This is a genomic window from Massilia aurea, from assembly GCF_014200505.1.
Lineage (GTDB): Bacteria > Pseudomonadota > Gammaproteobacteria > Burkholderiales > Burkholderiaceae_D > Telluria > Telluria aurea_B.
In genome coordinates this window covers 1281863-1308317 of the sequence record NZ_JACHBX010000001.1, presented here as the reverse complement: position 1 = coordinate 1308317, position 26455 = coordinate 1281863, and the positions used below count along the sequence as shown (strand labels likewise).

Here is a 26455-nt window from a genome sequence, read left to right as displayed (position 1 = left end):
TTCAGTAAATCAGTTGCTCAATAATTCGACTCTGACCCCAATTGTTGGGCAATTGTCTTTTGGATAATTAGGGTCAGAGTCGAATTGTTTGACAACTTCAGTGAATCAATTGGTCAATAAATCGACACTGACCCTACTTTTTGCTTAGCAGGCGGTGGGTTTCAGACGCTCGACTTCGAGGCTGAAGAAGGGGCGCAGGCGGGTGCCGACGACGTTGCCGATGAAGGCGACGACCAGCCACAGCCAGCCGTGCAGGCTGCCCGACAGGATGCCGCTAAAGTACGCGCCGATATTGCAGCCGTAGGCCAGGCGGGCGCCGTAGCCCAGCAGCAGACCGCCGACGATGGCGGCGATCAGCGAGCGCATCGGCAGGCGCCAGACTGGTGCGTAGCGGCCGGCCAGCGCCGCTGCCAACATCGCCCCCAGCACGATGCCGATGTCCATCACCGACGTCACGTCTTGCGAGATCGGCGAGGCCAGTGCGGCGGCGTTGGCTTTCGTGGACCAGTAGGTCCAGCTGGCCGTGTCGATACCCATTACCGCGGCCGCTTTCGCGCCCCACAGTGCGAAGGCCGATGTGACGCCCCACGGCCGACCGGACAGCGCCAGCGTCGCGAAGTTAAGCACCACCAGCGCAAGCGCGCCGGCCAGCAGCGGCCACGGGCCATGCAGCCATGGCGAGCGATGGGGCGGCTGCACGTGTGCTGGCACCAGTTTGCCGTGGCGGCGCTTTTCGACGACGATCGTGATGAACGCGATCAGCGCGAAGATGCCCCAGTTCAGCGCCAGCGCCGGCGCCAGGCCCAGTTCCTTGACGGCCGACAGCGGGGCCAGTTGCGGCATCGAGGTCCAGAACGGCATGTGCGCGGTGCCGATCAATGAGCCAATAATGAAGAACAGCAGCGTAACGATCATGCGCGTGCTGCCGCCACCAACCGTGTACAGCGTGCCGGAGGCGCAACCGCCGCCCAGCTGCATGCCGATGCCGAAAATGAACGCGCCGAAGATCACCGAGGTGCCGGCCGGCTGCACCAGGCCCGTGACCGGGGTGCCGAACAGCGTGCCGGCGGCCAGCGCCGGGAAGAACAGCGCCACGCCGACGGCCAGCATGACCATCTGCGCACGCAGGCCGGCGCCGCGGCCGTCGGCAATGAACACGCGCCAGGCCGACGTGAAGCCGAACGCCGCGTGGTACAGCGCCACGCCGAGCAGCGCGCCGACGATGTACAGCGCCGACTGGCGGCCGCTCACTGCCTGCGCTAGATACCACGCGCCCAGCACGAGCAGGAACAACGCCACGCCAAGCGGGCGCACATTGAGGTCGACACGGAACGGCATCGACAGAGTGGAAGAATTGGACATGACAGGGACCGTGCAAATGAAAGTAGGCCGGTATTGTCGTCGCTTTTGACAATCGTTGCAGGCAACCCGCCCGTTTTGCGCGTCGCAGACACGGCAGGCATCAGACCGGCGCGTCAGCGCTTACAATGCGCCTGCTGCTGCGAACCTGCACGGCGCATCATGCAACCAGGACCAAACCAGGACCAAAATGGCCGCACTCACCCCACATGTCAATCCAGCCGAAGTCGAATTCAGCGCAATCCGGGCCCAGGGCCCGGGCGGGCAGAACGTCAACAAGGTCTCGTGCGCCGTGCATGCGCGCTTCGACATTCCGGCGTCGTCGCTGCCACAGGCGGTCAAGGAGCGGCTGCTGGCGCTGCGCGACACGCGCATCTCGCACGAAGGCGTGCTGGTACTGAAGGCGCAACAGTCGCGCAGCCTGGAGCAGAACAAGGAAGACGCGCTGCGGCGCCTGCAGGAACTGGTCGACAAGGCCGCGATCGTGCCCGTCACCCGCCGCCCCACCCGCCCGACCCGCGGCTCGCAACTACGGCGTCTCGACGGCAAGACGCGCAGCAGCCAAACGAAGGCGCTGCGGGGCAAGGTCACCGACTGAACGTCACTCGGAAGCGTCCAACGTCCCGGACTCCACCTCGTCCAGCCCCTCGAACCACGCCGCATACGGCGTATTGACCGCCATGCGCCGGTTGTAATCCGGCGCGCCATCACTCCACCAGACTGGCCCCCGCTCTCCCAGCGCCCGCTTGGCTTCGTCGACACCGGCGCGGGCCGCGCGCTCGGCCGCATCATCGCGCGCCTTGAGCGCCGCCCCGACCTGCCGCCTTGCATCCATCAGCTCATTGACCAACTGCTGCCGCTCGTCCGGCGCCAGATGCGGATTGCTGCTGCGCCAGAGGCGCCCCTTGACGACAAAGTAGCGGCCGTCCGGCGTGTTCGGATAACGGGAAGAAGAAGGCATGCTGTTGACTATACCCGCCGGCCCGGGATGCCAGCGCCCGGCTGCGGGATCATCAAGGCATCACGCCATAGCGGTCGATGAAATACTTGACCCCACCCGGATTGGCGGCCATCCACGCCTGCAACGCCGGCCGGTACGCCTGGCGGAACATCAGCAGCAGGATCGCCGGTTCGAGCTGCCCTTCACGCGCCAGCGCCCGCACCTGCAGCAGGCCCGGATCAAGGATGCCTTCGCCGCTATTTGCCTCGGCCTCGTCGGCGATCTTCAAGGCCTGGCGCCACGTGGCGAGCTCGATCTCGAACGCCGACTTGCGCTTGTCCTTGTCGCCGGTGCGCAGCGCAACTTCCGTCATGCCCAGCGCCAGCCGGAACGCGTGATCGGGCGTCTTCTCCGCATCCGTTTTCGAATCGAGACTGATCACGTACTTGCCGTCCGCGTTTTCCGCCACGCGCACGCCGCGGCGCAGGCCCAGCGCCTTCAGTGGCAAGCCGGCGCCGGCCCGGTACCTGGCCAGCTTGCTCCAGTTGGGCCGCTGCGACGGATCGGCCTCAATGGCCTTGTACAGCATCGCCTCGGCCGCGCCCCGTTGGTCCTGGTAGAAGAGCGCGTCGGACAAGTAGCGCCAGGCCTGCGAATTGTGCGGCTCGATCAGAGTGGCCTGGCGAAACAGCGCCTCGGCGCCCTTCCAGTCCCGTTGCACATAATGACAGTTGCCAGCGGCGACCCAGGCGCTGGAATACTGCGGATCGGCCAGCATCGTCGCTTCGTACTTTGCCAGCGCGGCCTTGATATCCTGGCGCGCGAACGCCGCCTCGCCTTCGGCCATCAATTTCACGGCCCTGGCATTGGGCTGACGCAGCGGTGGCGGCGCCGGATCGTCCAGCATGCGCAAGACTTCCTGCGCCACCGGATCGTCGGCTGCCAGCAGGGTTGCCCGCTCGGCCAGCGCGCGCGCCATGTCGCGCAGCTGCGGCGCCTTGTCCTGCGGCGCCACCGTCGAGAGTTTCAGCACCAGGCCCGCCGCCAGCGACAGTGGGATCGAGGCAGTCGGATCGGCCTGTTCGGCCGCCTTGTACTTCGTCAGTGCTTCCTGGTAGCGGGCGCGCCCTTCCAGCGCCTGCGCTTCGAGCACCAGGCCACGGCATGGCTGGCCGCAGCCGACGTCTGCACGGGCGCTCGGGGCGCCGGCGACATGCGTAGCGGCGAGAAGGACTGCGAGCGTCAGTACACGAAAAAAAGTCATGGAGGGGCCGTGGCGCGAAACGCTGATGAAGCGCTTATCTTACCAAGCATGCGCCCCGACTAATTCACGGAATGTCACCGCTGTGCAGCGTCCAGCCAGGCCAGCACGTCCCGCCCTGCGGCACGTCCGCTGGCAAAGCAGGCAGTCAGCAGGTAGCCGCCGGTGGGCGCTTCCCAGTCCACCATTTCGCCGGCGACGAACACGCCGGGCAGCGCGCGCAGCATGGTGATGGCCCCGTCCATCGCATTGAATTGCACGCCGCCCGCGCTGCTGATCGCCTCGTCGATCGGGCGCGTGCGCAGCAGCGTCACCGGCAGCGCCTTGATCGCAGCGGCCAGCCGCGACGGATCCGCATAATCGGCTTTCGACAGGCACTCGTGCAACAGCCCGGCCTTGACGCCCTTGAGCCCGAGCCGGCTTTGCAGGTGGCTCGACATTGAGCGCGAACCCCGCCCGCGCGTGACTTCCTCGAATACCCGTTCAGCGCTGTGATCCGGCGCTAGGTCGAGCCACAGCGTGGCCGTGCCATCGCGCGCAATCGCGTCGCGTAGCGGTGCCGACAACGCGTACACCAGACTGCCTTCGACGCCGCCCTCCGTGACGACAAACTGGCCCTTGCGCCAGGCGATGGCGCCGTCCGCACCGCGCACGCCGGCCGCCACCGTCAACAGCGGCGCGCCGGCAAAACGGCTGCTGAAATGCGCGCTCCAACCGGTGTCGAACCCGCAGTTCGCGGGGACCAGCGGCACAACCTCGACACCGCGCTCGCGCAGCAGTGGCACCCAGGCGCCGTCCGAGCCCAGACGCGCCCAGCTCGCGCCGCCCAGCGCCAGGATCGTCGCGTCGGCCTCGACCAGCCGTTCGCCATCCGGCGTGGCAAAGCGCAGCTGACCATCCTGCCAGCCGAGCCAGCGCTGGCGCATGTGAAAGCGTACGCCGCTTTCCTTCAGGCGGTGCAACCACGCGCGCAGCAGCGGCGCCGCCTTCATCTCGAGCGGGAACACACGGCCCGACGTGCCGACGAAGGTCTCGATGCCGAGATCGTGGATCCAGGCACGCACGGCGTCGGCATCGAAACGTTCGAGCCAGCCATTCACGTGCACCTGGCGGTCGCGGTAGCGCTGCACGAAGTCGGCATACGGTTCCGAGTGCGTGATATTCATACCGCCCTTCCCGGCCAGCAGAAACTTGCGGCCGACGCTAGCCATCGCGTCGTAAACGTCGACCTGCACGCCCGCTGCGGCCAGCGTCTCGGCCGCCATCAGGCCCGCAGGACCGCCGCCGATCACGACGACACGGGGCGAAACGGCAGAATTGGCGGGCTGGGTCATGATGACGAACGAGAAAAAGCAGGACCCGCATTGTAGTCGGTTTCCCGCCCCAAAAAACGCTGTAAAGGATGCTTGACATCACAAAATAACGGGCCTACGATGTAAAGCATCCTTTACTAACCAAGAGAGGCACCAGATGGCTGCGAGCAAACACGAGAAGCGGGTTCACACGGCGTACCTGCGCGAGATGGCCGGCGCATTCCTGGTCTATGCCGTCCTGCTGATGGCCTCCATCCGCTTCGGCAGGCCGATGGACGATGGCCTGCTGCGCCTCCTGGTGCTGCTCTCGCCGATGATCGGCTTCTGCCTGGCGCTGTGGGCGATCGCGCGTCATCTGGGCCGCGTCGACGAATACCTGCGCAGATTTCTGCTCGAATCATTCGCGCTGGCCGCCGGCCTGACCGCCGGCCTCACCTTCAGCTACGGCTTCCTTGAAACCGCCGGCTATCCGCGCATGTCGATGTTCTCGGTCTGGATGGTGCTGTGTGGCGCGACCATGCTCGTCTGCCTGGTACGCTCGGTGCACGAGAAGCTGCAGACGCGATGAAAAACCGTATCCGCGAACTGCGCGCCACGCAGGGCTGGAGCCAGGCCGACCTGGCTGAGCGCCTGGATGTCTCGCGCCAGAGCGTCAACGCAATCGAAACGGGCCGTTACGATCCCAGCCTGCCCCTTGCCTTTGCCATTTCCCGGCTGTTCGGCCTGCCGGTCGAAGCCATCTTCACACCTGATCAGGAGACCGCATGAAAGCTGCACTGTTGTTGACCCTGGCGCTTGGCGCCGCCCCCTTTGCCGCAGCCCAAGCACAGTCTGCGGCCCCGGCAACCCAGAGCGCGAACCGCTTTGCCGCCAGCATCAAGCCGGCCGAAACGTTCGAATCCGGCGCGCTGCTGGTCGAGCGCCATGGCAGCAAGGGCCGCCCGGTGATCCTGATTCCTGGCCTGGCCAGCGGCCCGTGGGTGTGGCAGGACGTGATCCGCCAGTTCAAGGACGAGTTCACGCTGTATGTCGTGACGCTGCCCGGCTTCGACGGCCGTCCCGGGCCCACTGGCGAACCCTTCGAAGGCGCGCGCGCCGCACTGGAAGGATTGATCGCGCAGCGCAAGCTGAACAAGCCGATCCTCGTCGGCCACAGCCTGGGCGGTACGCTCGCCTACGCCGTGGCGCAGGACCTGGGCAACGGCATCGGCGGCGTCGTGGCGCTCGATGGCTTGCCGGTGTTCCCCGGCACCGAAAACATGCCGCCCGCACAGCGCCCGCAAGCAGCGCAGCGGGTGCGCGACACGATGGCCGTCGCCGACCCCAACGCCTGGGCCGCCCAGCAGCGCCAGTACATGCGCGGCCAGGGTGTGCTTGACATCGGCAAGGCCGACGACATCACGCCGCTGCTGCTGCGCAGCGACCGCGCCGCCGTCGGCGCCTACGTGGCGGACGCGCTGGCGCTCGACCTGCGTCCGGGCCTGGAAAAGATCACCGCGCCGGTGCTGGTGGTGGCGCCGTTTTACCAGTACGATGGGGCGCAGGACACCATGACGGCCGACGACAAGGTCGCGCACTACCGCAGCCTGGTCGAGGGCATTCCCTCGGTCGAGGTGGTACCGATCGCGCCGTCCCGGCACTTCCTGATGATCGACCAGCCGCTGGCCCTGGCCGGCATCCTGCGCCGCTTTTTCGACCGTCGTTGATAAGGAGTTTTCCATGCGCCCTGTCACCTATTGGATCGGCCAGTTCCTGCTGGCCGCCGGCACCATGTTCCTGCTGCTCGCCGCCGTCGACCTGATGCGCGGCGACAGCCTGGCCGCCACCTGGCCCGCGACGCTGGGCTGGTCGGCCGCGGCGGCGGCGATCTTCGTCGGCTCGCGCTGGCGTCAGGCCAGCCGCGGGATCGCCTGCGCTGTCTGCAAGGATGAGCAGGCGCGCTGACGATTACCCGTCAGACTATTCCTCCAGCATGTTCGGTTTGTCAGATCTGCAATATTCTGCTTGACATGCCGCGCAGCAGGCATATTCTTGTCGTGGCCAGCTGCGAACGATGACGCCCGCACCGACGAGGCACGCCACGATTCGCCCGGCAGTCCGTTACAACATCTTGGAGGATGTATATGTCGGTAGAAATCGAATCGTTCGCTACGCGCAGGACAGTACTCGGTGCGCTCGCCACCAGCCCGCTCTGGATGAGCTCGGCGTGGGCCCAGCCCAACAATCTCAAGATCTCGCACCAGTTCCCCGGCGGCAGCATCGCGCGGGGCGACTTTCGCGATCGCCTGTGCCGCATGTTCGCTTCCGAGGTCGAAAAGCGCACGCGCGGTGGCGTGAAGTTCTCGATCTATCCGGACTCGACCATGATGCAGCCGGGCGCGCAATTCGGCGCGCTGCGCAGCGGCAAGCTCGACATGGCACTGGTGCCGCTGTCGTACGCGGGCGCCGAGGCGCCGGAGGCCAATATCGGCCTGATGCCGGCGCTGGTCACATCCTACGAACAGGGTTATGGCTGGCGCAACGCACCGGTCGGGCGTGAGCTGTCGCGCATCCTTGGCGAACAGGGCCTGGTCATCGTCAGCTGGATCTGGCAGGCGGGTGGCGTCGCGTCGCGCGGCGACCCGATCATCGCCCCGGAAGACGCGCGCGGCCTGAAAGTACGCGGCGGCTCGCGCGAGATGGACATGCTGCTGCAGAACGCCGGCGCCACGGTGGTCAACATGCCATCCAATGAAATCTACAATGCCCTGCGCAGCGGCGCGCTCGATGCGGCGCTGACGTCATCGACGTCGCTGATCTCGTTCCGCCTGCAAGAAACCGCCCGTTCGCTGACGACGGCGCGCGCCGGCTCGTACTGGTTCATGTTCGAGCCACTACTGATGTCGCGCAGCGTGTTCGAGCGCCTGACCAAGGCGCAGCAGCAGGCGGTGATGACGGTGGGTGCCGATCTGGAAAAGTTCGCGATGAATTCGGCGCGCATGGACGATGCCGAAGTCGCCACCGTGTACCGCGGCGTTGGCGCGCGCGTGGTCGACTTGAATCCCGACGCGCTGCGCGGCTGGCAGGAAGTCGCGCGCAATACGGCGTGGAAGGATTTCGCGGCCCGCAACAGCAATTGCGCCAAACTGATGGCGCTGGCCGAGCAGTCGATCGCCGCGATCTAGTCGAGCGGAAGAGCTTACCCGCCTGTCACGGGCGGGAAGAACGCCACTTCGGCGCCGGCCGCCACGGGCGTGGTGCCGTCGCACATCACTTGCTGATGGGCCATGCGTACTGCCCGCTCGGGCGCCAGCGCCTCGGCCCACACGCCACCGCGCGCGCGCAGCAGTTCACGCACGGCGCCCACGGTCGCCACATCAGGGGGCAGGTCCAGCTGTTCCTGCCCCGTACCGACTGCTTCGCGCAGCGCGGCAAAATACTTCACGTTGATCTTCATGACTATCCTAATGCTGGAGTTCGGCGAACGGAATGAAGCGCACCAGGTCACCCGCGGCAATCGCATTGCCCGGCGGGTTATCGATCAGGCCATCGCCCCACACGGTCGACGTCAGCACGCCGGAACCCTGGTTCGCAAACAGTTCGAGGCCACCGTCTGCATTGAAGCGCGCGCGCAGGAATTCGTTGCGGCGGTCGCCCTTGGGCAGATCGAAATCGGCGCGCACCAGATAGCCGCGCGGCTCGACCGGACCACGCACGCCCTGCAGGCGCAGTAGGAACGGCCGCACGAACAGCAGGAAGGTAACGAAGCTCGACACCGGATTGCCGGGCAAGCCAATGAAGAACGCATCAGCCTCATTGCCCCCTACCTCGCGGCGCACCTCGCCAAACGCCAGCGGTTTACCGGGCTTGACGGCGATCTGCCACATCGACAGGCGCCCTTCCGCCTCGACCGCCGGCTTGATATGGTCTTCTTCGCCCACCGACACGCCGCCCGACGTGATGATCAGGTCATGTGCCTGCGCGGCATCGCGCAAGGTGGCGCGCGTCGCGGCCAGCGTATCGGGCACGATGCCGAAGTCGGTGATCTCGCAGCCGAAGTTTTCCAGCAGCGCGCGCAGCGTGAAGCGGTTCGAGTTGTAGATCGCGCCTGGCGCCAGATCCTGCGCCGCCACTTCGCCCGGCATCGCCAGTTCGTCGCCGGTGAAGAACACGGCCACGCGCAGGCGCCGGTGCACGGGCAGTGTCGCCAGGCCCACCGAGGCAGCCAAGCCCAGTTCCTGGCTGCGCAAGCGGGTGCCTGCCGTCAGGATCACGCTGCCGTTGCCGATGTCTTCGCCCTTGCGGCGGATCCACTCGCCGTCGGCCGGCGCGTGGCGCACGGTCACATTGTCGCCTGCGGCCTCGCACTGCTCCTGCATGACGACGGCGTCGGCGCCCGGCGGAATCAGGGCGCCGGTGAAGATGCGCGCTGCCGTACCGGGCTCGAGTGGCTGGCCGACGTGGCCGGCCGGGATGCGCTGGGCCACGCGCAGCGTCGCCTCGCCGCTCGCGCAGTCGGCGGCGCGCACGGCGTAGCCATCCATCTGCGTGTTGTCGGCCGATGGCACGTCGATGGTGGCCAGCTGGTCTTCTGCCAGCACGCGGCCGTTGGCGTCCAGCGTGGGGATCGTTTCGATGTCCGTCACGGGACGCGCGGCGGCGAGCAGCACGTCCAGCGCCTCGCGCACCGTCAGCATCGGCGGTCGTTGTCCTGGTGCGTTCATGCTACAGCCCCGTGTGGTCGGCGATGTACGCCTTCATTTGCGCGACGTCTGCAGGCATCACGACGTAGCGCTGCGGCAACGCCTCGATGTCGTCGAAGCCGGCCGGACGCTCGGCATCGGTGCCCAGCGCTTCGAGGATCGTCTCGTTGAACTTGGCGGCCAGCGCCGTCTCGAGCACGATCATCGGCACGCGCGGCGCCATGTGCTCGCGCGCGACCTTGATGCCGTCGGCGGTGTGGGTGTCGATGGTGATGTCGTAGTCGTCGGCCACGTCGCGGATTGTGTCCAGGCGGTCGTTGTGCGTCGAGCGGCCCGAGGCGAAGCCGAAGCGCGCTACCTGCTTGAATTCGTCGCCATCGCTGCCCGGCTTGCCGGACAGGTCGAAGCCGCCATGCGTGTCGACCTTGCGGAACAAGGCGTGCGTACGCTCGGCGTCGCGCCCGACCAGGTCATACACGAAGCGCTCGAAGTTCGACGCCTTCGAAATATCCATCGACGGGCTGCTCGTGTGGAACGTCTCGGCCGCCTTGCGCACGCGGTACACGCCGGTGCGGAAGAATTCGTCGAGCACGTCGTTTTCGTTGGTGGCAGCCACCAGCTTGTCGATCGGCAGGCCCATCATGCGGGCGATGTGGCCGGCGCAAATATTGCCGAAGTTACCCGACGGAACCGTGAACGAGACTTTCTGGTCGTTGCTCGTGGTCGCGGCCAGGTAGCCGCGGAAGTAATACACGACCTGGGCCACGACACGGGCCCAGTTGATCGAATTGACGGTGCCGATCTTCTGGCGCGCCTTGAACGTCAGGTCGTTCGAGACCGCCTTGACCAGGTCCTGGCAATCGTCAAAGTTGCCCTTGACGGCGATATTGAAGATGTTCGGGTCTTGCAGGCTGAACATCTGCGCGGTCTGGAATGCGCTCATGCGCCCGTGCGGCGACAGCATGAACACACGCACACCCTTCTTGCCGCGCATCGCGTATTCGGCTGCGCTGCCGGTGTCGCCCGAGGTCGCGCCGAAGATGTTCAGTTCATCGCTGTTCTTGGCCAGCGCATACTCGAACAGGTTGCCGAGCAACTGCATCGCCATGTCCTTGAACGCCAGCGTCGGGCCGTTCGACAGCGCCTGAAGGATCAGCTTGCCATTGCGGCCGTCTTCCAGCACGCGCAGCGGGGTGATCTCGGCGGCGGACTCGCCGGCACGGGCGTTGCAATACACGGCGGGCGTGTAGGTGCGCGTCGTGATGGCCTTGAGGTCGGCGTCCGGGATGTCAGTAGCAAACTTGCGCAGGATCTCGAAGGCCAGGTCGGCGTACGACAGCGTGCGCCACGCGTCGAGCTCGGCGCTCGTGACCTGCGGGTACTCGGCTGGCAGGTACAGGCCGCCGTCCGGGGCGAGGCCGCCGAGCAGAATGTCACAGAAGTTCTCGGGATTGCGTGCTGCGGACGCGCTCGTCGCGCGGGTGGACACATAGTGCATACGGTTGTAGATCCAGTTGGCTCGGGTGGATCGTCAATTATAGTGGGAGCCAGAGAAATTGTATGCTGTGCTGCAAAAAAGTCATGTCACCCAATAAAATTGGGCGGCCGATGCCTTGGCCGCCCGACGATTGCCGAGGCGCAGTCAACGTTAAATAGTGCCGAGCTGTGAACTGATGAGCACTTTCGTGGTCCAACCCCTGTCGTCAGCGCCAGGAGTCGAGCATGAAAGCACCCCGTTTCACGCGTTGGTTCGCCAACTTGCCATTGCTGAACGTCCCGCAGCGCCGACAGGTGCTGGATGCCTTGCATCCTGCCGCCGGGCTCGACCAGGTCGTCGCACTCATCGCGCACGCCAGGTCGCCGGGCCGCTGTTGCCCCCGCTGTGGGAGCGTGTGCTGTAACCGGCACGGGTTCGCCAACGACCTGCAACGCTTCCGCTGCTGCGATTGCGGACGCACCTTCAATGACCTCACCGGCACGCCTCTGGCGCGGCTCAGGCACAAGGCCAAGTGGCTCGCCTATTCACAAGTTCTGCTCGATTCACTGCCTGTACGCAAGGCGGCAAGCCTGGTTGGCGTGCACCGCAACACGGCGTTCCGCTGGCGCCACCGCTTCCTGCATTGGATCAAGCTCGACCGGCCGACGACCCTGAACGGCATCGTCGAAGCCGATGAAACCTTTCTGCTCGAATCGCAGAAAGGTTCGCGCGCGCTCGACCGGCCCGCGCGGCGGCGGGGTGGCCGCGCCGCCAGACCCGGCATTTCCGCAGAACTCGACTGCATTCTGGTGGCGCGTGACCGCAACGGACGCACGGTCGATGCCGTCACGGGCCGCGGCGCATTGACGGCCGCGCAGCTCGAACGCAACTTGCTGCCCAGACTCGATCCCCAGTCCTTTCTGGTCAGCGATAGCCATGTCGCCTACAGGGCTTTTGCACGCAAGCACGGGATCACGCACGAGACCGTCAATCTGCGAGCGGGGGTGCGGGCCAGGCGCCTGGGCAGCCTGGCCATTCACGTGCAAAACGTGAATGCCTATCATCAGCGCTTCAAGGATTGGTTGGGGGGCTTTCGCGGTGTGGCGTCGTGCTATCTCGCCAACTATCTGGGTTGGCGCTGGGCTCTGGATGGCCAGAGAGTACGTTCACCAGAACAATTGCTGCACATCGCAATCAGAGTCATCAATACGTAATGCTGACTGCGCCATTGCCGAACCCACCAACATCAGCAGGCGGCGTGATTGACCGTCACAACGTGGATCGCCAGGCCGCCCAGCGACGTTTCCTTGTACTTCACCTGCATGTCCGCGCCCGTCTGGCGCATCGTCTCGATCACGCTATCCAGGCTCACGAAGTGCACGCCATCGCCCTTGAGCGCCAGCGACGCCGCCGTGATCGCCTTGATCGCGCCCATGCCGTTGCGCTCGATGCACGGGATCTGCACCAGGCCGCCGATCGGATCGCACGTCATGCCCAGATGGTGTTCGATGCCGATTTCGGCCGCGTTCTCGATCTGCTCGTTGGTGCCGCCCAGCGCTGCAACGAGGCCCGCCGCCGCCATGGCGCACGCCACGCCAACTTCGCCCTGGCAACCCACTTCGGCGCCCGAGATCGAGGCGTTCTTCTTGCACAGCATGCCGATCGCCGCCGACGTGAGCAGGAAGTCGCGCACGCCGCGCTGCGGATCGATCGGGCGGCAATCCTCGGCGTAGTAGCGCAGCACGGCCGGAATGATGCCGGCGGCGCCGTTGGTCGGCGCCGTGACGACACGGCCACCGGCGGCGTTTTCTTCGTTGACGGCCATCGCGTACAGGCTGACTTGCTGCACGGCGTCGTGCGGCAACGCGTTCTGGGGCTGGGTTTCCTGCGCCTGCTTCCACAGCGCGGCCGCGCGGCGGCGCACATTCAGGCCGCCCGGCAGGCGCCCTTCCGTCTTGAGCCCCTGGCAGATACAGTCGCGCATCACGCGCCACAGGCGATCCAGGCCCGCATCCAGATCGGCGTCGCTCATGCGCACGCGCTCGTTCGCGCGCAGCATGTGCGGGATCGTCAGGCCATGCGTGCGGCCGTGCTCGAGCAATTGCACCATCGTGTCGAACGGGTACGGCACCGGCGTGCCGACGGGCTCAAGAGTGCGCGCCTGCGCTTCGCCGGCCGCCGTGATAAAGCCGCCGCCGACGGAGTAATAGATGCGCTCGATGATGCTGCCGTCACGCAGTTGCAGCACGAAGCGCATGCCGTTCGGGTGTTCGGGCAGCGTCGAGGCCTTGTGCCAGACCAGATGGACACGGGCGTCGAACGGCACGGTCTTGATGCCCAGCAGTGCGATCTGTCCATCGAGCGCGGTGAGATCGAGCTTGTCGTCGACCGAGGCCGGATCGAGCTCCTGCGGCGTCTCGCCCATCAGGCCCAGGATCACCGCCTTGTCGGTCGCGTGGCCGACGCCCGTCAGCGCCAGCGAACCGTACAGGTGCGCCTCGACGCCGACCGCCTCGTCCAGCATGCCGCTCTCGAGCAGAAAGCGGCGTGCCGCGACCATCGGGCCCACCGTGTGGGAACTCGACGGGCCGATGCCGATCTTGAACAAATCAAACACGCTCATGTCCATCTTGTGTCTCCTGCTTTTTTATTGTGAGGCGAGGTCTTACGCTGCCGCCTTGATGCCGACATCGATATTGGCCAGCATCGAGTCGACCATCTCGTCGATGCCGATGCGCGATTGCCAGCCCCAGTCCGCCGTCGCGCGGCTGTCGTCCAGGCTTTTCGGCCACGAATCGGCGATCTGCTGGCGGCTGTCGGGCGCGTAGGCGATGGCGAAACCGGGGCGCGCTTTCTGGATCGCGGCCGCCAGTTCGCGCGGGTTGAACGAAACGCCGGCCACGTTGTACGACGAGCGGATCGCGACCTGTTCGGCGGGCGCTTCCATCAGCTCGATGGTGGCGCGGATCGCGTCGGGCATGTAGATCATCGGCAGCGTGGTCTCGGGGCCGAGGAAGCATTCGTAGGTCTCGCCCCGCAGCGCCGCATGGAAGATCGCGATCGCGTAGTCGGTGGTGCCGCCGCCCGGTGGCGACTTGTAGCTGATGATGCCCGGGTAGCGAATGCTGCGCACGTCCACGCCATACTTGCTGTGATAGTACTCGCACAGGCGCTCGCCGGCCAGCTTGCTGATGCCGTAGATCGTGGTCGGGTCCATGATCGTGAACTGCGGCGTCTGTTCGCCCGGCGTGTTCGGGCCGAAGGCGGCGATCGACGATGGCCAGAAGACTTTCAGTGGCTTGCCGGCGTCGCCGCGCTCGCGCGCGATCTCGAGGATGTTGAGCAGGCCATCCATGTTCAGGCTCCAGGCCTTCAGTGGCGCTTTTTCGCCGGTGGCCGACAGCATGGCGGCCAGCTGGTAGACCTGGGTGATGTCTTCGTCGGCGATCAGGCTTGCCAGCGCATCGTTGTCCAGCACATTCAGACGGGTGTAGCGCGCGGCGCCGTACAGGTTGTTCTCGCCGATGTCCGACGCGATGACGTTCTGCGCGCCGTGGCGCTCGGCCAGCGCGCTGACCAGTTCACTGCCGATCTGGCCATTGGCGCCGATGATGAGGATGCGTTCCATGCTGTGTTTCCTTGCTGTGTATTTATTATTTATTGTTGCTTGATGATGCCCAGCTCACGGCCGGCTTGTTCGAATGCCTTCAGCACGATGTCCAGCTGTTCGCGGGTGTGCGCAGCCGACAGTTGCACGCGCACGCGCGCCTGGCCCATCGGCACCACCGGGTAGAAGAAGCCCGACAGCAGCACGCCCAGTTCGAACATGCGCGCGGCGAATTTCTGCGCGACCGGTGCGTCGAACAGCATCACCGGCACCACCGGGTGCGTGCCCGGCTTGATGGTAAAGCCGATGCGCTCGATTTCGGCGCGGAAGTACGCCGTGTTCTCCATCAGGCGGTCGCGCAGTTCGGTCGACTTGGAGATGCGCTCGAGCACCGCGAGCGAGGCGCCGGCAATCATGGGCGCCAGCGTGTTCGAGAACAGGTACGGGCGCGATTTCTGGCGCAGCGTCTCGATCACTTCTTTCTTGCCCGACGTGAAACCACCCATCGCGCCGCCCAGGGCCTTGCCCAGCGTGCCGGTGATGATGTCGATCTTGCCGATCACGCCGCAGTGTTCGTGCGTGCCGCGGCCGGTCGCGCCCATGAAGCCCGATGCGTGGCACTCGTCGATCATCGTCAGCGCGCCGTACTGCTCGGCCAGCGCGACGATCTTGTCCAGCTGGGCAATGGTGCCGTCCATCGAGAACACGCCGTCGGTGACGATGATCTTGTGGCGCTTGCCCGCTTCAGTTGCCGCGATCAGCTGTTTTTCGAGGTCGGCCATGTCGTTGTTGGCGTAGCGGTAGCGCGCCGCCTTGCACAGGCGCACGCCGTCGATGATCGACGCGTGGTTCAGCGCGTCCGAGATGATCGCGTCGTTCTCGTCAAACAGCGGCTCGAACACGCCGCCATTGGCGTCGAACGCGGCGGCGTACAGGATCGTGTCTTCGGTGCCCAGGAAATTCGACAGCGCCGCTTCCAGCTCCTTGTGCACGGTCTGCGTGCCGCAGATGAAGCGCACCGACGACAGGCCGTAGCCGTACTTTTCAAGCGCAGCGGCGGCGGCTTGCTGGGTTTCCGGGTCGCCCGCCAGGCCCAGGTAGTTGTTCGCGCACATATTGATCAAGGTGCGGCCATCCTGCGCGACCACTTCGGCGCCTTGGCGCGAAGCCAGCACGCGTTCCGGCTTGAACAAGCCATCGCTACGCAAGGTGTCGAGTTTTTGCTGCAGGCCGCTGTAGAAAGTCTGGTCGCTCATGGTGTTTTTCCTGTTCCGTGGATGGTCCGGCTTGACCGGCAGTTGGCGGATGCTGTACCGTGGGTTTGTTCGATGTAGAAGACTTATCCTGTATATCGAACAAAGATTCAATATAGTGGATATTACCCGTGCCCAATCGACTTGGCAAGCCGGTCCTCAACACCTTATGCGGCAATGAATACAATTTCAACCAACAACGCGCCACCTGAAGTCGGCGCCACACTGCAACGCCTGCGTCTGGCCCGAGGCCTGACGCTCGAAGACCTGTCGCGCATTGCCGGCGTCTCGAAATCGATGCTGTCGCAGATCGAACGCGAGAAAGCCAACCCCACCATCGCCATCACCTGGCGCCTGGCCAATGCACTGGGCGTGCAGATCAGTGAACTGCTGTCGTCCGAAGTACGGCCGACGGAACTCATCCGGCTGGTGGATGCGCACGAAATCCCCACCCTGCCCGGCGCGCACGCCGGCTATTCGCTGCGCATCCTCGGTCCGATGGATTTGGCAGGCAAGTATGAATGGTATGAGCTGACGCTGGCGCCCGGTGGCGAACTGGCGTCGCAGGCGCACGATCCCGGCACGGGCGAGCACCTGACGGTGATCACGGGGACTGTGGAGCTGGAGGTGGGGCTTGAAAAGAAAAAGGTGCGCCACGGCGCGACGGCGCGCTACCCGGCCGACCAGAATCATGTGATCCGCAATACGGGCAAGACCGAGGCCAAGGCGGTGCTGGTGGTCGTGCACCGCTAGTAGAAACACCAGGCGACAGACACACAAAACAACATGGCCGCCGGATCGCTCCGGCGGCCATGTTTGCATGCGCCCGGTATTACTTGGCGCCGGCGGCCGTCACGGCGGCGTCATTCATGTGCAGCTCGCGCGACAGGAAGCCCCAGCGATCCGCGACTTCCTCAATCTGCTTGCTCGTCGGCTTGCCCGCACCATGACCCGCCTTGGTGTCGATGCGGATCAGGATCGGCGCGCTGCCGGCCTGCGCTGCCTGGGCAGCAGCGGCGTACTTGAAGCTGTGCGCCGGGACCACGCGGTCATCGTGGTCGGCCGTCGTCACCATCGTCGCCGGGTAGCAGGTGCCGGCTTTCAGGTTGTGCAGCGGCGAATACTTGACCAGCGCCTTGAATTCGTCCGGGTTCTCGGACGAGCCGTAGTCCGACGTCCAGGCCCAGCCGATCGTGAACTTGTGGAAGCGCAGCATGTCCATCACGCCCACCGACGGAATCGCCGCTGCAAACAGGTCCGGGCGCTGCGTGGTTGCCGCGCCGACCAAGAGGCCCCCGTTACTGCCACCGCCGATGGCGAGCTTCTGCGGCGACGTGACCTTGTTCTCCACCAGCCACTCGGCCGCGCCGATGAAGTCATCGAACACGTTCTGCTTTTGCAGCTTGGTGCCGGCCTGGTGCCAGGCTTCGCCGTACTCGCCGCCGCCGCGCAGATTGGCCACGACATACACGCCGCCCATTTCCATCCACGCCAGATTGGCCGGCGAGAAGGCCGGCGTGAGCGAGATATTGAAGCCGCCATAGCCGTACAGGTAGGTCGGGTTCTGGCCATTCATTTTGAGGCCCTTCTTCGACACGATGAACATCGGGACCTTGGTGCCGTCACGGCTCGTGTAGAACTGCTGGCGCGTTTCATAGTCGGCCGGATTGAACGCGACTTTCGGCTGACGGAACACGGTGCTCTGGCCGGTGGTCATGTTCAGGCGGTAGATCGTGGTCGGGCTGGTGAAGCTGGTATAGGAATAGAAAGTCTCGGTGTCGCCACGCTTGCCCGACAGGCCGGCAACGGTGCCGATCCCCGGCAGCGCGATCTCGCGCACCGGCTTGCCCTCGAGCGAGACCACGCGCACGACGCTGCGGGCATCCTTCAGGTATTCGAGCACCAGCTGGTTGTTGACGATGTCGGCGCCGGCCAGCGTGTCGGCGCTTTCGGCGACGATCTCTTTCCAGTTGGATTCAGCCGGTTTGCTCACGTCGATCGCGATGATGCGCTTCTTGGGCGCCTTGCGGTCGGTGCTGAAGTAGAACACGCTGCCGACGTTGTCGATGAAGTCGTAGCCGGCGTCGAAGTTGTCGATCAGGTCGACCACTTTCGCGTCCGGCTTTGACAGATCCTTGTACGACACGCGGTACTTGGGCGCTGTGCCCTTGGTGGTGGTGATGATCAGGTAACGGCCGTCGTCCGTGGTCTGGCCGCCGAAGCCCCATTCCTTCTGGTCGGCGCGGTCATACACCAGCGTGTCGGCGCTTTGCGGGGTGCCGATGCGGTGGTAGTACAGCTTCTGGAAGTAGTTGACGTCGGCCAGCTTGGTCGCTTCCTCCGGCTCGTCGTAGCGGCTGTAGAAGAAGCCTTTGCCATCCTTGGTCCAGGCCGTGCTCGAGAACTTGACCCACTTGATGTGGTCCGGCAGGTCCTTGCCGGTCTCGATGTCGCGCAGCTTGATCTCGTTCCAGTCCGAACCCGATGCGGCGATGCTGTAGGCCAGCAGCTTGCCGTCGGGGCTTACTTCGGTGCCGGCCAGGGCGACGGTGCCGTCAGCGGCCAGCTTGTTCGGGTCGAGCAGCAGGCGCGGTTCGTCATTCAGGTTTTTCAGCGTGTACAGGACCGCCTGGTTCTGCAGGCCATCGTTGCGCGTATAGAAGTAGCGGCCACCTTCCTTGCCCGGCACGCTGTAGCGCTCGTAGTTCCACAACTGCGTCAGGCGCTGGCGGATCGCTTCGCGCTGCGGGATCGCGGCCAGGTAGGCCTGGGTGACCTTGTTCTGGGCGTCGACCCACATCTTCGTTTCGGCACTGTTGGCGTCTTCGAGCCAGCGGTACGGATCGGCGACAACGGTGCCGTGGTAGTTGTCCGTCTGGTCGACTTTCTTCGTCACCGGATAGGTCGGCCCGGTGCCTTTGGTGGAACAGCTTTGTGCGAGCGCCGGATTGGCGCTGAAGGTCGTGGCCAACACGGCGGCAAGCGTGGCAAGTTTCATGTGCATGTTGTTCTCGGTCTGTGAATGATGAGGTCGGCTTGTGGCCGCAGGGCATCATAGCGCGAATTGACAACAGTGCAAACCGCCCGCCGGACAGCCTTTACATCAGGCCAAGGGCGCGCCTGGCCGAGGGATCGCCGGCGCCCGCCGCATGGCGGTACCAGTACAGGGCACGCGCGCTGCTGGCCGCCACGCCCAGACCACGCGCGTACATATGCGCCAGCTGGACCTGCGCCGCGACGTGGCCCTGCAAGGCGGCCTTGCGGTACCACGCCATCGCCAGCGGATGGCTGACCGTGACGCCCAGCCCGTGCAGATAGCCGTGCGCCAGCTGCGCCTGCGCGCGCGCCATGCCCTGCTCGGCCGCCCGGTAGAACCAGCTCAGTGCAGTGGGATGGGACAGCGTCACGCCGCGGCCCTTGCGGTACAGCAGGCCGAGATTGTATTGCGCCGAGCGATCGCCCTGCTGCGCTGCGCGGCGGAACCAGCGCGCAGCGAGCGCGTGGTCGGGCGGCACGCCCCGGCCGCTGTAGTGCAAGGCGCCGAGATGGTTCTGGGCATAGGCCAGGCCGTGCGAGGCGGCGCGCGCCAGCCAGACGGCGGCTTGCGCGTCGTCGCGCTCGACGCCGTGGCCGCGCAGGTAGAGCTGGGCCAGGTTGAACTGGGCGTACGGGTTGCCTTGCCAGGCAGCGCGGTGATACCAGGAGAACGTCGCGGCGCCGGCGCGGGCGGCATGGTCGGAGCTCATCCAGATCCTTTCGGCAAGTCGTGCGAACGGCCGCAGGCGCAGCCCATTCCATTGCCAAAAGTTTAAGTAGATCGGGGCTACGCGGTTTGCGAGCGCACAATCAGGATGTCAGGCAAGGTCAGTTGCCATCAGTTGCCATCAGCTGCAATGCGCCTCTGCAGCCATCCGGCGTTCGCGCACGGTGGCCGCATATTTTTCGAGAAATACCGGGATCTTGGCGGCAGCGACCTTGTTGATCGACACCAGCAGACTTGGCTCGACGCGCTCGATGCCGCAGGTGCGCCCGAGATGCCGCGCGGCATGCAGCAGCACGTCGGCCGCGACCTGGGCGTCGGCCTCGGCCCGGTGGGCGGTGCCGACAAAGGGAATGCCGAGCTGGCTCGACAGCTGGCCCAGCTTGTAGCTGACCAGGCCCGGGAACAGGCGCCGCGACAGTTTCAGCGAGCACACGAGGCCCACGTGCTGCGTCGTGCGGCCCAGGCGCGCGCCTTCGGCCTTCAAAAACTTTTCGTCGAAGCTCGCGTTGTGCGCCGACAGGACGTCGCCGCCGATGAAGTCGAGCAGCTCAGGCACGACCTGGTGCGAAGGCGGCGCGCTGTCGACCATCTGCTGCGTGATGCCGGTCAGGGCCGTGATGAACGACGGCACGCGCACGCCGCAATTGACGAGCGAGACATACCGCTCGGTCACTTCACCGCCAACGATGCGCAATGCCGCCACTTCCGTGATGCGGTCGCCCATATCGGGCGACAGGCCGGTGGTCTCGAAGTCGAGCATCACCAGCGGTCGGTCGTACATACTCATCCTTGCTCCTTTGTGTGCTGTTCCAGCGGGGTGTCAGCCGAACTTGCGCAGCGCGTCGAGCGCCAGACCGGTGCCGATGCTGCCGAACAGGTCGCCCTCGACGCGGCGCGCATCCGGCACCATCGCACCAATCCGCGCGCGCAGCAAGCCCACGCCGCTCGAACCGCCGGTGAAAAAGACCGTGTCGACATCGCTAGGGCGCACGCCCGCATCGGCGAACAGCTTGCCGACGGTGGTGGCGACCTGCTCGACCAGCTGCGCGATCGCCGCTTCGAACTGGGCGCGCGCGATGTCCAGTGACTCGGGCGGCGACAGGCGATCGAGCTGCAGATTGACCATGTCGGCGTCGGACAGCGCAATCTTGGCGCCCTCGACCTGCATCGCGAGCCAGTGACCGGCGCGGTCTTCGATCAGGTTCTGCAGGCGCGCGATGCGGGCCGGTTCGGCCGCGTCGCGCGCCAGGTCGGCCAGCTGCGTCACGCTCTTGCGCGTGTAGGCCTGATTGATCGTATGCCAGGTGGCCAGATTGAAGTAGTAGCTCGACGGGATCTCGGCGCCCGAGCGCAGCTTGCTGCCGTAGCCGAGCAGCGGCATGACGCTCGCCAGGCTCAGGTACTTGTCGAAATCGGTGCCGCCGATGTGCACGCCGCCATTGGCCAGGATATCGTCGCGGCGGTCGGGGCGGCCGGCGCGTTCGGGGCCCAGGCGCACCAGCGAAAAGTCGGACGTACCGCCGCCGATGTCGGCAATCAGGACCAGTTCTTCACGGTCGATGCGCGATTCGTAATCGAAGGCGGCGGCGATCGGCTCGTACTGGAAGCCGATGTCGCGAAAGCCGACCGAGCGCGCCACGTCGAGCAGCGTATCCTCGGCCAGCTGGTCGGCCTGGGCATCGTCGTCGATGAAAAACACGGGGCGGCCGAACACGGCGCTCTGGAACGGCTGGCCGGCCTGTGTTTCGGCGCGGTGCTTGACCTCGCCGATGAACTGGGCCAGCAGCGAACGGAACGACACCGAACGGCCCGCGACCTCGGTCTGGCCACCGATCAGGCTCGTGCCCAGCAGGCTTTTCAGCGAGCGCATCAGGCGGCCTTCATAGCCTTCAAGATATTCGGCGAGCGCGGCGCGGCCGTAGCTGACACGGTCCTCGTCGGCGTTGAAGAACACCACCGACGGCAGCGTGGGCTTGCCGTCCTCGAGGGTCAACAGCGCCGTCGGGGCGGATTGCATCATGCCGGGCCGATACCAGCCGACCGTGGAATTTGACGTGCCGAAGTCAACGCCGCAAGCGTGCACCATAGGAACCTTTATCTTGAAGGGGCGGTATGGTAACAGATTCCGTCAAGTATCGCTTCGCCGCTTCCCGCTGTAAGCAAGCTCTTACAGGGAGGCGGCAGGCGTACCGATATGGTGTGGTTGGTGAACACCGGATAATCGCCCGGCAATGCACTGCCGGTGCTGTACGCTGGCCACGACAACAATAAAGCAGAAAGATTGACCGCATGAGCAATACCCCCCACGCTGGCGCCGTCGTTGTTCACGGCGGCGCCGGCACGTCGCGCGACCATGAAGACGGTTGCGTGCTCGCCGCGCGCCGCGCCCTGGCACAACTGGAAATCAATGGCGACGCACTCGACGCCGCCATCGGCGCCGTGACCACGATGGAAGACGATGGCCGCTTCAATGCCGGCAGCGGCTCGGTGCTGGGCCTGGATGGCGCCACTGTCGAAATGGACGCGGCGATCATGGACACGCGCGGCCGCCTTGGCGCCGTCGCCTGCGTGCAGTCGGTGAAGAATCCGGTGCGCCTGGCACATGCGGTGGCCGACACGCCGCACTGGCTGCTCGTCGGCGAAGGCGCCAGCCGCTTCGCGCGCACGATCGGCATGCCGGACGCCGCCCCGGTGACGGAACGCCAGCGCACGGCGCACCGCAAGCTGCTGGCGCAACTGGCCGGCTCGATGCCGGTGATGCCGGGCCTGGACCGCGACCTGATCGAGCACTACTGGAATTACAATACCCCCATGCGCTTGCCCGAAGGCGTGGCCTGCGACACCGTCGGCGCCGTCGTGCGCGGCGCCGACGGCCACTTTGCCGTGGCCTGTTCGAGCGGCGGGTCGGCGCCGGCCCTGCTGGGCCGCGTCGGCGATGCACCGATCATCGGCAGCGGCTTTTTTGCCGGCCCGGAAGGCGCCGTCGCCGCCACCGGCATCGGTGAACAGATCGTGCGCCACCTGCTGGCGCGCACCGTGTATGGCTGGATTGCCGATGGCATCCCGCTGGCGGACGCGCTGCAGCGCGGCGTCGCCCTGTTCACCCCGGACATCAAGGTCGGCCTGATTGCGGTGAGCCGCACGGACGCCGGCGCTTTCAGCAACAGTGATATGCCCACTTCGAAAATGGTACAACGATGAACCCAACACTGAACGTACCGCGCAACGGCCACCTCGTCATCATCGGCGGCCACGAGGACCGCCAGCACGACATGCAGATCCTGTCGCGCTTCGTCGAACTGGCCGGCGGCCCCGACGCACGCATCGTCGTGATCACAGCCGCCAGCCAGATCGCCGACGAGATGTGGCATATCTACGATGACGCCTTCGGCGCACTGGGCGTGACCCGGCACAGCCACCTCGAAATCACGAGCCGCGACGACGCCAACGACGAGAACTTCGTGCGCCAGGTCGCCGAAGCCGATGGCATCTTCATGACGGGCGGCGACCAGAAACGCCTGCTCGCGCTGATCGGTGGCACGGCGCTGGACGCCGAAATGCACGCCGCGCTGAAGGTGCGCGGCGCCACCATTGGTGGCACCAGCGCCGGTGCATCTGCGATGTCGGGCCACATGCTCGCGCAGGGCCGCACCGACCTGCTGCCCGAAAAAGGCTCGGTCAGCCTGGGCGCGGGCCTGGGCTTTTTGCACCGCGTGGTCGTCGACCAGCATTTCTCGGAGCGCCAGCGTTTGTCGCGCCTGTTGTCGATCGTCGCGCAGAATCCGTACCTGCAAGGCATTGGCATCGATGAAGACACGGCGCTCGTGATCGAGCGCGGCGTGGGAATCGAGGTGCTGGGTGAAGGCGCGGTGACCGTCGTCGATGGCCGCTCGATGAGCAGTAACGTCGCCGAGATCAAGGACCGGGCCATCCCGGAACTGATTGACGTGCGCCTGCACCTGCTGCCGGCCGGCGCCAAGTATTCGCTGCCGATTGGCGATGAACAGGTGGGCAGGCGCATTCCGGCTTCGCTGCTGGACTTCCTGCAGATCGTCACGAAGCGCACGCCTCTCTCATGAAAGTGATCGAAAAGCGCCTGCTGCGGGGCCCGAACCTGTTTACCGAGACGCCATGCCTGATGGCGGTCGTCGACAATCTGAATACGAAGGGACGTGGCTTTGGTGCGCGCCTGCTGGCGTTGATGCCGGGGCTGCCCGCGGCGGCGGCCGTGCGGCTGTCTGACGATGCCCTGCCCGTCGACGCGCTCGAACCCGTGATCATGGAACTGCAGCGCCTCGCGGACGCCCCCGGCGTGCAAGGTGCGACGCTGGCGGTCACGGGGCATGAAGAGCGCCGCCGCATCGTGTGCGGTTACGGCGTCGAGCAGGTTGCGAGCGAAGCGCTGCGGGTCGGCGTCAAGCTGCTGACGGCGCTGACGCGCGATGAGCCGTTCGATCTCGATGCCGCCGTGGCGGCGTTGCGCGAACTCGCTTCGGCGCATGCGATCGGCACCAGCACCGGCGCCGTGCTCGATGCGGCGCAGCGGCGCGGGATTCCATCGCGCCGGCTGACGGACGGGGCGAACCTGTTCCAGCTGGGCTGGGGCAGCCGTCAGAAGCGTCTGCAGGCGACGATCACCGGCGCCACCAATTCGATCGCGGTGAGCATCGCCAGCGACAAGCACCTGACCAAGACCCTGCTCGCGCAGGCCGGCGTACCGGTGCCGCGTGGCGAGGTCGTGATGACCAGCGCGGCCGCCCAGCGTGTCGCGCGCCGGCTGGGCTGCGCTGTGGTCGTCAAGCCACTGGACGCGAATCAGGGCAAGGGCGTGACGGTCGATTGCGCGACGCCTGACAGCGTCGAACGGGCCTTCGATCACGCGCGGCGACACGGTCGGCGCGTGATCGTCGAACAGTACTTGCGTGGACGCGACTACCGCGTGCTGGTCACGGGCGGCCGCATCGCCGCTGCCTCGTGGCGGCGCCCGCCTGGCGTGACGGGCGATGGCCACTCGACGATCCGCGCGCTGGTCGAGCGCGAGAACAGTAACCCGGCCCGGGGCGACGGGCACACGAACATTCTGACGAAGATTCCGCTCGACGCACTGGCGCTCGAGACGCTCGCCAGCCAGGGTTACGAGCTCGATACAGTGCTCACGGCCGGCATCGGCGCCGACTTGCGGGGCAACGCGAACTTGTCCACCGGCGGCACCGCTGAGGATGTGACCGACCTGCTGCCGGAAGAGACGCGCGACATCTGCATCCGCGCCGCACGCACGATCGGCCTGGACATCGCGGGCATCGACATCATCTGCGACGACATCGCCCTGCCCTTGCGCGATCAGCGCGGCGGCGTCATCGAAGTCAATGCCGCGCCGGGGATCCGGATGCACCAGTATCCGAGTCGCGGTGCGCCGCGCGATGCCGGTGACGCCATCGTCGAAGCTATATTCGGTGCCGATGATGGCCGCATTCCCGTGGTCGCCGTGACGGGCACCAATGGCAAGACCACCACGAGCCTGCTGATCGAACACGTGGTGCGCCTGGCCGGCCTGCGCACCGGCGTCACGACGACCAGCGGCGTGTATCTGGACGGGCAGCTGGCCTATGAAGGCGACTGTACCGGCTACCATTCGGCGCGCAGTGTGCTTGGTTCGCCCGATGTCGACTTCGCGGTGCTGGAAACGGCGCGCGGCGGCATCCTCAAGCGCGGCTTGGCCTACGACCGCTGCGACGTGGCAGTGGTGCTGAATGTCTCGGCCGACCATCTGGGGCTGGATGGCATCGACACGATCGAGGATCTGGCCCGGGTGAAGGCGGTCGTCGCGGCCAGGGCGACGCGCGCGGTGGTGCTCAATGCCGAAGACGCCCTTTGCGTGAGGATGGCGGACACGCTGGCCGACGGCGTCGAGATCATCTATTTCGCGCTGGACGCCGAAGACCCAGTCCTGGTGCCGCACATCGAACACGGTGGCCGCGGCGTCTACCTGCAGGATTCGACGATCGTACTGGCCGGGGGCATGCGGCACGAGGCCTTGCTCGATGTGCGCGACATGCCCGTGTCGCTCGGCGGTCGTGCGCGCTACAACATTGCCAACGCGATGGCGGCAGCGGCAGCGCTGATGGCCAGCGGCTTCAGCAACCACGACATCGCCGCCGGCTTGCGCGGCTTTGTCTCCGACAACAAGCACAATCCACTGCGCTCGAATCTGTACGACGTCGACGGCGTGACGGTGGTCGTCGACTACGCCCACAACTGCGCTGCCTACGCCGCGCTGGCCGAGATGGCACGCGCCATGACGGCCGGCCGCCTGGTCGGCGTGGTGGCCGCCCCGGGCGACCGACGCGATGCCGACCTGATCGACATCGGCCGCACCTGCGCCGCCGGGTTCGACGAACTGGTCGTCTACGACAGCGAAGCGCGTGGCCGCGCCAAGGGTGAGTCCGCAAGACTCATCGCCCGCGGCGCCCAGCTGGCAAAGATTGCGCCAGACCACCTGCAGATCGAGCATGACGTCCACTGCGCCATCCGCCTGGGCCTGGCACGCTGCGTGCCTGGCGACGTCCTCGTTTTCGGGTGCGGTTCATCGATCTCCGAACTTACGGAAGCCCTCCGCCCCACCCGCCCGGACCTGGCAAATAAAATCGAAGCCGCCGCAATCTGAGCCCCAACGACAAACGGCCCCAAAAGGGCCGTTTTTTTCACGCACTGTCAGTGCTCCAAATCCATTACCCAATAATTCGACACTGACCCCAATTAATCATTGCACTAGGGCTCTACCCAAAGAAACTGAATAATTA

25 protein-coding genes are annotated in these 26455 nt (G+C 65.7%); 11 read left to right on the top strand and 14 right to left on the bottom strand.

The features are described 5' to 3' along the window. Nucleotides 1-144 precede the first annotated feature (144 nt). Complete coding sequence (locus HD842_RS05810; RefSeq protein ID WP_183552131.1) at nucleotides 145-1362, bottom strand: YeeE/YedE family protein; 1218 nt, start codon at nucleotides 1360-1362, stop codon at nucleotides 145-147. 187 nt (nucleotides 1363-1549) lie between these two features. Here HD842_RS05810 and arfB point away from each other — a divergent pair, with 187 nt between their 5' ends. Continuing rightward, nucleotides 1550-1957: an alternative ribosome rescue aminoacyl-tRNA hydrolase ArfB gene (arfB, locus tag HD842_RS05805; RefSeq protein ID WP_183552130.1), complete on the top strand. Its 408-nt coding sequence runs from the start codon at nucleotides 1550-1552 to the stop codon at nucleotides 1955-1957. Between the two features lie 3 nt (nucleotides 1958-1960). On the opposite strand, the gene HD842_RS05800 is transcribed toward arfB, so the two are convergent. From HD842_RS05800 to HD842_RS05790, 3 genes are all read right to left on the bottom strand, one after another. Further along, a complete protein-coding gene (locus HD842_RS05800) occupies nucleotides 1961-2320 on the bottom strand; it encodes a hypothetical protein (protein ID WP_183552127.1) in 360 nt (119 codons plus the stop codon). 52 nt (nucleotides 2321-2372) lie between these two features. Next, the gene (locus HD842_RS05795; RefSeq protein ID WP_183552125.1) at nucleotides 2373-3563 is read right to left on the bottom strand and encodes a tetratricopeptide repeat protein; all 1191 of its coding nucleotides are present in this window, start codon (nucleotides 3561-3563) and stop codon (nucleotides 2373-2375) included. A 74-nt stretch (nucleotides 3564-3637) separates the two neighbouring features. After that, nucleotides 3638-4894: a TIGR03862 family flavoprotein gene (locus HD842_RS05790; protein ID WP_183552122.1), complete on the bottom strand. Its 1257-nt coding sequence runs from the start codon at nucleotides 4892-4894 to the stop codon at nucleotides 3638-3640. A gap of 136 nt (nucleotides 4895-5030) precedes the next feature. On the opposite strand from HD842_RS05790, the gene HD842_RS05785 reads away from it, so the two are divergent. The 5 genes from HD842_RS05785 (at nucleotide 5031) to dctP (ending at nucleotide 8037) form a co-directional block, all read left to right on the top strand. Further along, complete coding sequence (locus tag HD842_RS05785) at nucleotides 5031-5441, top strand: hypothetical protein (RefSeq protein WP_183552117.1); 411 nt, start codon at nucleotides 5031-5033, stop codon at nucleotides 5439-5441. Beyond that, complete coding sequence (locus HD842_RS05780; protein ID WP_183552114.1) at nucleotides 5438-5641, top strand: helix-turn-helix transcriptional regulator; 204 nt, start codon at nucleotides 5438-5440, stop codon at nucleotides 5639-5641. The genes HD842_RS05785 and HD842_RS05780 overlap by 4 nt, the downstream gene beginning before the upstream one ends. Next, nucleotides 5638-6579: an alpha/beta fold hydrolase gene (locus tag HD842_RS05775; RefSeq protein WP_183552111.1), complete on the top strand. Its 942-nt coding sequence runs from the start codon at nucleotides 5638-5640 to the stop codon at nucleotides 6577-6579. Before HD842_RS05780 ends, HD842_RS05775 begins: the two co-directional genes overlap by 4 nt. Nucleotides 6580-6592: 13 nt before the next feature. Further along, complete coding sequence (locus tag HD842_RS05770; protein WP_183552108.1) at nucleotides 6593-6817, top strand: hypothetical protein; 225 nt, start codon at nucleotides 6593-6595, stop codon at nucleotides 6815-6817. Nucleotides 6818-6996: 179 nt separating this feature from the next. Beyond that, nucleotides 6997-8037: a TRAP transporter substrate-binding protein DctP gene (dctP, locus tag HD842_RS05765; protein WP_183552105.1), complete on the top strand. Its 1041-nt coding sequence runs from the start codon at nucleotides 6997-6999 to the stop codon at nucleotides 8035-8037. 14 nt (nucleotides 8038-8051) lie between these two features. On the opposite strand, the gene moaD is transcribed toward dctP, so the two are convergent. Genes moaD through thrC form a run of 3 tightly spaced genes read right to left on the bottom strand, consistent with a single transcriptional unit; the run spans nucleotide 8052 to nucleotide 11053 of the window. After that, nucleotides 8052-8309 carry a molybdopterin converting factor subunit 1 gene (gene moaD, locus HD842_RS05760; protein ID WP_183552102.1) on the bottom strand — a complete coding sequence of 86 codons (258 nt, stop codon included), beginning with the start codon at nucleotides 8307-8309 and terminating at the stop codon, nucleotides 8052-8054. 7 nt (nucleotides 8310-8316) lie between these two features. Continuing rightward, a complete protein-coding gene (locus HD842_RS05755) occupies nucleotides 8317-9576 on the bottom strand; it encodes a molybdopterin molybdotransferase MoeA (RefSeq protein WP_229424611.1) in 1260 nt (419 codons plus the stop codon). Between the two features lies 1 nt (nucleotide 9577). Beyond that, nucleotides 9578-11053, bottom strand: coding sequence for a threonine synthase (thrC, locus tag HD842_RS05750; RefSeq protein ID WP_183552099.1), 1476 nt, complete (start codon nucleotides 11051-11053; stop codon nucleotides 9578-9580). Nucleotides 11054-11277: 224 nt separating this feature from the next. Here thrC and HD842_RS05745 point away from each other — a divergent pair, with 224 nt between their 5' ends. Further along, on the top strand, nucleotides 11278-12246 hold the full coding sequence (locus HD842_RS05745; RefSeq protein ID WP_183552096.1) for an IS1595 family transposase: 969 nt from the start codon (nucleotides 11278-11280) through the stop codon (nucleotides 12244-12246). A 32-nt stretch (nucleotides 12247-12278) separates the two neighbouring features. Here HD842_RS05745 and HD842_RS05740 read toward each other — a convergent pair whose 3' ends face one another. From HD842_RS05740 to kbl, 3 genes are read right to left on the bottom strand one after another with little or no spacing between them, the layout of a single operon-like run. Next, on the bottom strand, nucleotides 12279-13661 hold the full coding sequence (locus HD842_RS05740) for an L-serine ammonia-lyase (protein ID WP_183552093.1): 1383 nt from the start codon (nucleotides 13659-13661) through the stop codon (nucleotides 12279-12281). Nucleotides 13662-13697: 36 nt separating this feature from the next. Beyond that, nucleotides 13698-14660, bottom strand: a complete 963-nt coding sequence (locus HD842_RS05735) for an NAD-dependent epimerase/dehydratase family protein (protein ID WP_183552090.1) — start codon at nucleotides 14658-14660, stop codon at nucleotides 13698-13700. A gap of 29 nt (nucleotides 14661-14689) precedes the next feature. Further along, nucleotides 14690-15895, bottom strand: coding sequence for a glycine C-acetyltransferase (kbl, locus tag HD842_RS05730; protein ID WP_183552087.1), 1206 nt, complete (start codon nucleotides 15893-15895; stop codon nucleotides 14690-14692). A gap of 174 nt (nucleotides 15896-16069) precedes the next feature. Here kbl and HD842_RS05725 point away from each other — a divergent pair, with 174 nt between their 5' ends. Beyond that, entirely contained in the window at nucleotides 16070-16645 is a 576-nt protein-coding gene (locus HD842_RS05725; RefSeq protein WP_183552084.1) for a helix-turn-helix domain-containing protein, read from the top strand. A 79-nt stretch (nucleotides 16646-16724) separates the two neighbouring features. Here the strand turns inward: HD842_RS05725 and HD842_RS05720 are convergent, their stop codons facing one another. From HD842_RS05720 to HD842_RS05705, 4 genes are all read right to left on the bottom strand, one after another. Next, nucleotides 16725-18896: a prolyl oligopeptidase family serine peptidase gene (locus HD842_RS05720; protein WP_183552081.1), complete on the bottom strand. Its 2172-nt coding sequence runs from the start codon at nucleotides 18894-18896 to the stop codon at nucleotides 16725-16727. A 94-nt stretch (nucleotides 18897-18990) separates the two neighbouring features. Next, nucleotides 18991-19638: a tetratricopeptide repeat protein gene (locus HD842_RS05715; protein ID WP_183552078.1), complete on the bottom strand. Its 648-nt coding sequence runs from the start codon at nucleotides 19636-19638 to the stop codon at nucleotides 18991-18993. Nucleotides 19639-19776: 138 nt separating this feature from the next. Beyond that, the gene (locus HD842_RS05710; RefSeq protein WP_183553660.1) at nucleotides 19777-20436 is read right to left on the bottom strand and encodes a 3'-5' exonuclease; all 660 of its coding nucleotides are present in this window, start codon (nucleotides 20434-20436) and stop codon (nucleotides 19777-19779) included. 39 nt (nucleotides 20437-20475) lie between these two features. Then, nucleotides 20476-21741, bottom strand: a complete 1266-nt coding sequence (locus HD842_RS05705; protein ID WP_183552075.1) for an Hsp70 family protein — start codon at nucleotides 21739-21741, stop codon at nucleotides 20476-20478. Nucleotides 21742-21944: 203 nt separating this feature from the next. On the opposite strand from HD842_RS05705, the gene HD842_RS05700 reads away from it, so the two are divergent. From HD842_RS05700 to cphA, 3 genes are read left to right on the top strand one after another with little or no spacing between them, the layout of a single operon-like run. Further along, nucleotides 21945-22856, top strand: a complete 912-nt coding sequence (locus HD842_RS05700) for an isoaspartyl peptidase/L-asparaginase (protein WP_183552072.1) — start codon at nucleotides 21945-21947, stop codon at nucleotides 22854-22856. Beyond that, nucleotides 22853-23734 carry a cyanophycinase gene (locus HD842_RS05695; protein WP_183552069.1) on the top strand — a complete coding sequence of 294 codons (882 nt, stop codon included), beginning with the start codon at nucleotides 22853-22855 and terminating at the stop codon, nucleotides 23732-23734. The genes HD842_RS05700 and HD842_RS05695 overlap by 4 nt, the downstream gene beginning before the upstream one ends. Further along, nucleotides 23731-26319 carry a cyanophycin synthetase gene (cphA, locus tag HD842_RS05690; protein WP_183552066.1) on the top strand — a complete coding sequence of 863 codons (2589 nt, stop codon included), beginning with the start codon at nucleotides 23731-23733 and terminating at the stop codon, nucleotides 26317-26319. The genes HD842_RS05695 and cphA overlap by 4 nt, the downstream gene beginning before the upstream one ends. The last annotated feature ends 136 nt before the right edge of the window (nucleotides 26320-26455 follow it).